Genomic DNA, 7,083 nt, shown 5'->3' with positions numbered 1-7,083 from the left:
TAGCGACGCGGGCCCCAACCCCGATCTCCGAGGCCCTCGAGGGCAGCGGACATCGGGGTGGGATTTCGATTGCGTTCAGGTAGTCAGCGGAACGGCCCCGCACGACGCCTGGCGGTGGCCAAATTCGTCAGTCTTCGCGGGAGCCGTCAGTTCACGCGGCGGCGGTAGCCGGGAGCCAGTCGACTTCGACCGATTGAGCACCGGAGAGTTCGAGCAACGCGCGGATGGGTCCACCTTCGCGGAGCTGGCGGCCGACCTCCCACCGCCGCGGCGCAGGGTTATCCGTGATCGCGAGTGCGGAATCGCCGATCAACAGCTGAGGGGTGTGGGCATAGCGGCTACCCTCGATGAGCAGCGCTTCCTCGTCGACAACGCGCACCGGAACGTCGTGCGCGCCGACGGTCTCTCCGAGCATCAATACCACCTGCTCCGTGCCCGTCGCCGGGTCATGGGATGCAACGATCCTGGCACGGCCGGCTCCGACGGTCAATCGAGCATCGAGTGTCAGAGCGGGGTGATCCCGGAAGGGGGTGCGCTCGTGTTCGCCGAAAGCCACACGAGTCCCGGTGCTGGTGGATGCGGTCGTTGTTCTCGTCATTTCGATCATCTCTTGCCGTGTCGATGCGGTGAGGCGTGGAGGTGATCGGTCGGTCAGCGCCGTTCGATGGGTGCTGGTCGGGCCGGTCTCCCACTGCCCTTATTGACGAATCTAGGCACCCCGACCGGACGTATCTATCCCGAGAGCGCACGACACTATCCATCCAGCGCCCATTCTCGATGCCCTCCACATCAGCATTGTGGCGGCGCCGGACGAGAACCCGGGTGCGGCCTGTCAGCCGTACCGCAAGGTGTGTGAAGGACTGACCCCGTACATTTGCCGGTAGTCCCGCGAGAATCGCCCGTAGTGATAGAAGCCCCACCGTGCCGCGATGCCGGCGACCGTCTCGGCGTCATGTTGCGCACAGACCAGGTCCTCATGCGCCTTTTTCATTCGGACGCCGCGAAGATACTCCATCGGAGTCGCATCAATGAACTCGCGGAATCCGCGCTGGAGTGCGCGCACGCTCAGCCCGACCTCCCGGGCGATGTCGGCCGGCGTCAGCGGCAACGCCGCGTGTGCGTTGATGAACTCGACGGCATGACGAATCGTAGCCGGTGCGGCCAATGCCGCCGGCGTCGCCAGATCATCCGCATACTGATGCTCGGTCAAAGACAGCAGCCCCACGACGATCGAGTACGCCAACGGCTCGGCCAGTATCGGGTTCATCATCATCGACCCGACGATCTGACTCTGATACGTGTTCAGAACAAGTGTGCGCCAGGCACTTCCATCGATTCCGGTCAGATCGAGTCCACCATGGATCCGGACCGATTCGGTGACGGGCCGACCCAGCAGATCCTGCAGTACAGCATGCACTGCCACACGGTCGAGCTTCATCGCGAACATGTTCAGCCGACTGTTCGGCGGAGTCAGGATCCGAGCATTGGAGCCGGTCTGATAGACCACCGCGCTGTTCTCTTCGACAATGGTCTGCTCACCGTTCGACTCCGACAGAAGTCGACCCGACAACGGGATGTTCACGTGGTAACCCTCGATGGAGGGGCAGAAGAGGTCGCTGTTGCTGTTGTAGCGGATTTGGCCCGCAACCAACGGACCGGTCGCTACCGCTTGCAGATCTGCTTCGAACCGGGACACCGGCGCAACCCGCGTGAGCTCGTGAGGATGAAACACCTGGCCCACACCTGCGGTCGCCTCCTCGACGTCTCCGCTGTGCAAGAGAATCGGCACGGATGGGCGGCCACTGCCCCGACAGCTGTACGACGCGGTCATTCTTCCGATCGCCTTTCCATGGTCAGCAACGGTCTCCCGACGATCACTCGAGCAAAAAGCGCTCCTCCCACTCCACCGTTCGACATACGCACACCTGACCGAATAGCGCCCAGGGAGTATGGCCTGCGTCACTATTTTATGTCAACGATCTCCCCCGCTCCGCCGGTCGTCGCGGCCACTCGGACGACCGTTACCGGCCGAGCGTACGAGCGGACAATCGGGAGGTGACCGGGCGTCCGCCCACGCGCCGACACCTGCACATGCGATGCCGGAAGCGCCCACACAGGTCGTGCGGGCGCTTCCGACTGCATTCGTCAATGCCGAATCTCCCCAATTCAGGCGGGCCGGTACCCGACCAGGAGCTCGTCCTTGTTCTCGAAATAGTCATACGCACTGGCAGCGCTGCAACCCGCACCCCGGACAACACAGAACGGCGCACGATGTTGACCGACGGAAGCGCGCTCATCGCGGTCCACATTTCATGAACGTGCGTTAACTACGGTTTCGCATTCCCAAGGATCGGAAATGCACGAGCGGCCTCGGTCGGTCCCCCTCCGCCGCACTTACCAGCCCGGACGGGTCAGAGCGACCGCCACGCCCGGCCGGTCCGGCTGAGGATCCGTTCCGCCGACTCCGGGCCGGCCGTCCCGGACGAATACGCATCCGGGCGACCGCACCCTGCCCAGTGCTCGAGGAGCGGATCGATGACCCGCCAGGACCATTCGACCTCCTCACGGCGGGGGAAGAGGGTGGCGTCGCCGCGGATCACGTCACAGATCAGCCGTTCGTAGGCCTCCGGTGCCGGGTCGAACACCGACCGAAAGTCCATCCCCAGACTGACCGGCTGAATGTGCATGCCACCGCCCGGACGTTTGGCGCCGATGTGCAGTTCGATTCCGTCGTCCGGCTGGACCCGGAACACGAGCACATTCGAGACCGCCGCGGCCCTGGCAGCGCGTGAGCCGTGGGCGGGGGGTGTGAACGTCACCGCAATCTCGGCGGTCCGCCGCGCCAGGCGTTTGCCGGTGCGAATGAAGAACGGCACGCCGGCCCACCGGCGGGTCGCGATGCCGACTGTCAGGGCCGCGAAGGTCTCGGTGGCCGAGTCGGCGGGGAACCCGGCCTCGTCAGCCAATCCTGGCACGGGAACACCGTTCTCCACTCCTGCACCGTATTGGCCCCGGGCCGATGTCTCCGCGAGTGGTCCGCGGAGTTCGGTGGCGGAGAGGACCTTGATCTTCTCGGCGGCGATGCTGTCGGCGTCGAATGCGACGGGTTCTTCCATTGCGATCAACGCCAACAGTTGCAGCAGGTGATTCTGGATGACATCACGGGCGGCGCCCACACCGTCGTAGTACCCGGCACGGCCCGGGACCCCGACGCTCTCGGCCATGGTGATCTGCACGTGGTCGATGTGCCGGTTGTTCCACAACGGCTCGAACATTCCGTTCGCGAAGCGCAACGCGAGGATGTTCTGCACCGTCTCCTTCCCCAGGTAGTGATCAATGCGGTAGATCGAGGATGGCGGAAACACTCGTTCCAGTGCGACACCGAGGGCCTGCGAGCTGGCGAGGTCGTGCCCGAACGGCTTCTCCACCACCATCCGGCGCCATCCGTGCGCATTCCGGTTCAGACCGCAGATCGCAAGCTGGTCGCAGACCGCTGCAAAGGAGGATGGCGGCACCGACAGATAGAAGACGTAATTGCCGGACTTACCACGACGGACGTCGATTTCGGCCAGCCGGGCGGCCAACCTCGCGAACGCCGCGGTGTCGTCGAACGACCCCTGCACGAGGTGGATACGCTCGGCCAGTGTCGCCCACACCACCGGGTCGAACGGTGTGCGCGCGTGCGCGATCACCGCCTCCCGCAGCCGAGTCTCGGCGTCTGTACTGTCGCGGGCGAAGCCGACGAGATCGAAGTCCGGCGGCAGCTGGCCACCGTGCGCGAGGTCGTAGATGGCCGGAACCAATTTCTTGCGCGAGAGGTCCCCGGTGATCCCGAAGATCACCATCGACGCCGGCTCGGTGACCTGACCGGGATTGCCGATCAACGCCTCACCAACGGCGCCCGAGCCAGCTGCCAGCGGGTTCCGCTCCTGCACTTCAGACACAGTCACTTCTGTTGCACTCCGTCTTTCGCTCCACCACAGGCGCATTCAGACAATGCGTCGAATACCAGTGTCGAAGGCCCGGCGAGGTAATGCACTTGGCCGAGCGGCCAGTGTCAGCTGCCCGTCCGGTCAGGTGAGCCCGCCCCGAAACCCCCGTAGACATAGACCTCGGCACGATATCGAAAATCGAAAGTGGAACGGTGACGATGAAACTGGGACTGGTCGGTCTGGGCCGCATGGGCCTGAACATGCGCGAGCGGTTGCGTGAACGCGGACTCGAGGCGATCGGATACGACCCGAACGCCGCCGCCAGCGATGTAAACAGCGTCGAATCGCTGGTCGAGTCGCTTCCCAGCCCGCGGGCGGTGTGGGTGATGGTGCCCGCCGGAGCCCCGACCCGTCAGGTGATCGGGCAGCTCTCGCGCCTGCTCGCACCCGGCGACCTCGTCGTCGACGGCGGCAACTCCCGATTCACCGACGACACGATCAACGCCAACATCCTCGCCGAACAAAGCATCCGCTACCTCGACTGCGGCGTCTCCGGCGGGATATGGGGACGCAAGAACGGCTACGCGCTGATGGTCGGTGGCGACACCGCCGACATCGACCGGTTGATGCCGGTCTTCGACGCGCTGCGGCCGGACGGTGACCGCCAGGACTCGTTCGTCCACGCCGGCCCGGTCGGCGCCGGACACTACGCGAAGATGGTGCACAACGGCATCGAGTACGGGCTGATGCAGGCCTACGCCGAGGGGTACGAACTGCTCGCCGCCGAGGACTCGATCGTGGACGTGCCCGCGGTCCTGCGCGCCTGGTCCAAGGGCACCGTGGTCCGCTCCTGGCTGCTCGACCTTCTGGTGCAGGCCCTGTCCGAGGACCCCGACCTGGCCGCGATGTCCGGCTACACCGAGGATTCCGGTGAAGGCCGCTGGACCGTCGAAGAAGCCATCGCCCACGCCGTCCCGGCACCGGTCATCTCCGCCGCACTGTTCGCGCGATTCGCCTCCCGACAGCACGACTCGCCCGCGATGAAAGCCGTTTCGGCGCTGCGCAACCAATTCGGCGGGCACGCCGTCCGACGCGCCGAACCCGCTGGGATCGCCTGAACCGTGACCATGACCATGACCATGACCATGACCACCCAACCTGACCGGCAACTCACCTGTTCACGGACGTATCCTCGCGTCGGCCGACCCCGGACGGTGCCATCCCGAACTCACGGCTGAAGGCGAATGAGAAGGCTGCCGGAGGTACGTAACCGAGGGCCGAGGCGACTCGGTCACTGGCTGCGAGCGCAGCATCGGGATGGCCGCCAGCAACCGGGCCCTCAGGCGCCAGGCCGCCGGACCGATCCCGACCTCGCGTAGGAATAGCCGGGTGAAGGCACGTTCGCTCATCGCCACCCGGCCCGCTCACTCGGCATTCGTCACCCGACCTCCGGCTTGCCGAGATAGGACCGACACAACGCGACCAGGTCGGCCGACGTGGGCAGCGTCAGGTGCAGCGGCAGCGACCTGAGAGTCGCCAGTTCGAACAGCAGCAGTGCCGCGATGGCACCCTCGCGACCGTCACGGTCGTACTCGGCGGGTAGGTCGGGGCGACGAGCAGCAGTTCGCGGAGCAGCGAGAATTCGCACCCGATGCCGTATGGCCGACGGAATCATGACACCTTGCGCGGTAAGGACCGTCCAGGTGCCGTTGCCAGTCTCGACAACCATTGTTCCTGTGGCGCCGTACAGAAACTTCGCACGACGGTGTTCGTGCCAATCCAGCACGAAGCCGGCCGGATAGTCGGTTGGTCGGCTCCGTCGACGTGGCCGCGGCCCTGGCGCTGCTCCTCGGCGCACTCCCGGTGATCGTCACGCTGAGGCATCCATCCCGTCTCGCTGACCGGGTACACGCGGTCAGTTACGTGCTGCTCCTCGTCACGGTCACCATGACCACTGTGCTTGCTGCGCTTCGGTAACCGCAACCTCTAATACTCAGCCCTCGACACGAGGCCGGACTTCACCGCCTCGCCGTCTACGCGAGGACGTTCCTGCGAGACGTTGATTCTGAACAAACCGACCGCAGCCCGACTGCGATCAAAATGGGAACGGCCGACCGGTACATATTGTTCGGTGACATCACCACGAGCGCGTATCCGGCCAGCACAGGAGCGAGAATCGCGGTGACGCGGCCGCCCAACATTGCCCCATATCCTTTGGCGCGAGCCAGCACTGGATATATCGTACGGGGCCGACACCGGTTTGTACGTGGGTGCGTTCCTTCTCGCCGCGCGGAGCCTCGGGCTCGGAGCGATCTCGACCACCCGGCCAACACCTACCGCACCGCTCGGGCACCGCTGAACGAAGTCGTGACGCTCGTCCGCGAATAGGTTCGCGGCGAAAACGGCAGCGATGTCGCGCTCGACGAAGCAGTGAGAGGCAACCCGGATCACCTGCTGACCGCCATTCGTTTTCCGACAACGCCGACGGGGTACCCCCGGGGGGCGAGGGAGCACACCGCGACGAGACGAGGTTCATCGTGATCATTCTCGGACTGATTCTGCTCGTGATCGGGTTCGTGGCACACATCTCGATCCTCTCGACCATCGGGATCGTCCTGTTGGTCATCGGAATCATCCTCGCGCTGCTCGGAGGAACCGGCCGCGCCGTAGGCGGGCGCCGTCACTGGTTCTGAGGTCGGGGACCCACGGTGCCCGCTGCGCGGGAGCGTCCACATCGACGTGAATGGAATGCGTAGCGGAAACCGTGCGCGAAGTCACGAACCTTCTCCCAGCCAACGAGATACGTACCGACGGCGGGAAGACACGACGCGAGTTCGGGTCCGTTGGTGTGCGCATCGCAACAATGTTGTGCGGGTTTCTGGTTCCGAGCCGTCCACGCGCGACCGCCCCATCCCCGAACGACCATCACCCGCTCGAACGATGCACGCCCCCGCGTCGAATGATAGATTCTCCGCATGCGGAGTGAACGCTCCGCTTTGTTGGGAGTATTCATGAAAACCGCTTCGATGCGGACGCACTATCAGCTGACTTTTGCCGTCCTCACCATCGGTGTCGGGGCCTTTGCGCTTCTGCAGTCACTGGTGATGCCGGTGCTGCCCACCCTCGAGTCGGCGCTGGGCACGACACAGGC

6 protein-coding genes and 1 pseudogene are annotated in these 7,083 nt (G+C 64.9%); 3 read left to right on the top strand and 4 right to left on the bottom strand.

Translation table 11 applies throughout. The features are described from left to right. Positions 1–151 precede the first annotated feature (151 nt). The 3 genes from ACFWAY_RS52735 to zwf form a co-directional block, all read right to left on the bottom strand. The gene (locus ACFWAY_RS52735; RefSeq protein ID WP_378516392.1) at positions 152–598 is read right to left on the bottom strand and encodes a hypothetical protein; all 447 of its coding nucleotides are present in this window, start codon (positions 596–598) and stop codon (positions 152–154) included. A gap of 234 nt (positions 599–832) precedes the next feature. Continuing rightward, the gene (locus ACFWAY_RS52730) at positions 833–1,789 is read right to left on the bottom strand and encodes an AraC family transcriptional regulator (protein ID WP_378516391.1); all 957 of its coding nucleotides are present in this window, start codon (positions 1,787–1,789) and stop codon (positions 833–835) included. Between the two features lie 622 nt (positions 1,790–2,411). Continuing rightward, the gene (zwf, locus tag ACFWAY_RS52725) at positions 2,412–3,989 is read right to left on the bottom strand and encodes a glucose-6-phosphate dehydrogenase (RefSeq protein ID WP_378516390.1); all 1,578 of its coding nucleotides are present in this window, start codon (positions 3,987–3,989) and stop codon (positions 2,412–2,414) included. Positions 3,990–4,150: 161 nt separating this feature from the next. On the opposite strand from zwf, the gene gnd reads away from it, so the two are divergent. Next, entirely contained in the window at positions 4,151–5,050 is a 900-nt protein-coding gene (gene gnd / locus ACFWAY_RS52720) for a phosphogluconate dehydrogenase (NAD(+)-dependent, decarboxylating) (RefSeq protein ID WP_378458496.1), read from the top strand. Positions 5,051–5,102: 52 nt separating this feature from the next. On the opposite strand, the pseudogene ACFWAY_RS52715 reads toward gnd, so the two are convergent. Then, positions 5,103–5,790, bottom strand: a pseudogene (locus ACFWAY_RS52715) (AraC family transcriptional regulator). Here ACFWAY_RS52715 and ACFWAY_RS52710 point away from each other — a divergent pair. Together ACFWAY_RS52710 and ACFWAY_RS52705 are read left to right on the top strand one after the other, a co-directional pair. Continuing rightward, positions 5,739–5,909: a hypothetical protein gene (locus tag ACFWAY_RS52710; RefSeq protein ID WP_378516393.1), complete on the top strand. Its 171-nt coding sequence runs from the start codon at positions 5,739–5,741 to the stop codon at positions 5,907–5,909. The pseudogene ACFWAY_RS52715 and the gene ACFWAY_RS52710 sit on opposite strands and share 52 nt — an antisense overlap. A 560-nt stretch (positions 5,910–6,469) precedes the next feature. After that, the gene (locus ACFWAY_RS52705) at positions 6,470–6,625 is read left to right on the top strand and encodes a DUF6131 family protein (RefSeq protein WP_378458494.1); all 156 of its coding nucleotides are present in this window, start codon (positions 6,470–6,472) and stop codon (positions 6,623–6,625) included. Positions 6,626–7,083: the final 458 nt, after the last annotated feature.

This window comes from Rhodococcus sp. NPDC059968 (assembly GCF_042738615.1).
Taxonomy (GTDB): Bacteria; Actinomycetota; Actinomycetes; order Mycobacteriales; family Mycobacteriaceae; genus Rhodococcus_F.
Note: the sequence above shows the minus strand (reverse complement) of the source record. Positions and strands in the feature narration are given on the sequence as shown.

Excerpts from the sequence above, each read along its gene's own strand:
- ACFWAY_RS52735 (WP_378516392.1), bottom strand. The coding sequence starts at position 598 with ATGACGAGAACAACGACCGCATCCACCAGCACCGGGACTCGTGTGGCT.
- zwf (WP_378516390.1), bottom strand. The coding sequence starts at position 3,989 with ATGCGCCTGTGGTGGAGCGAAAGACGGAGTGCAACAGAAGTGACTGTG.
- gnd (WP_378458496.1), top strand. The coding sequence starts at position 4,151 with ATGAAACTGGGACTGGTCGGTCTGGGCCGCATGGGCCTGAACATGCGC.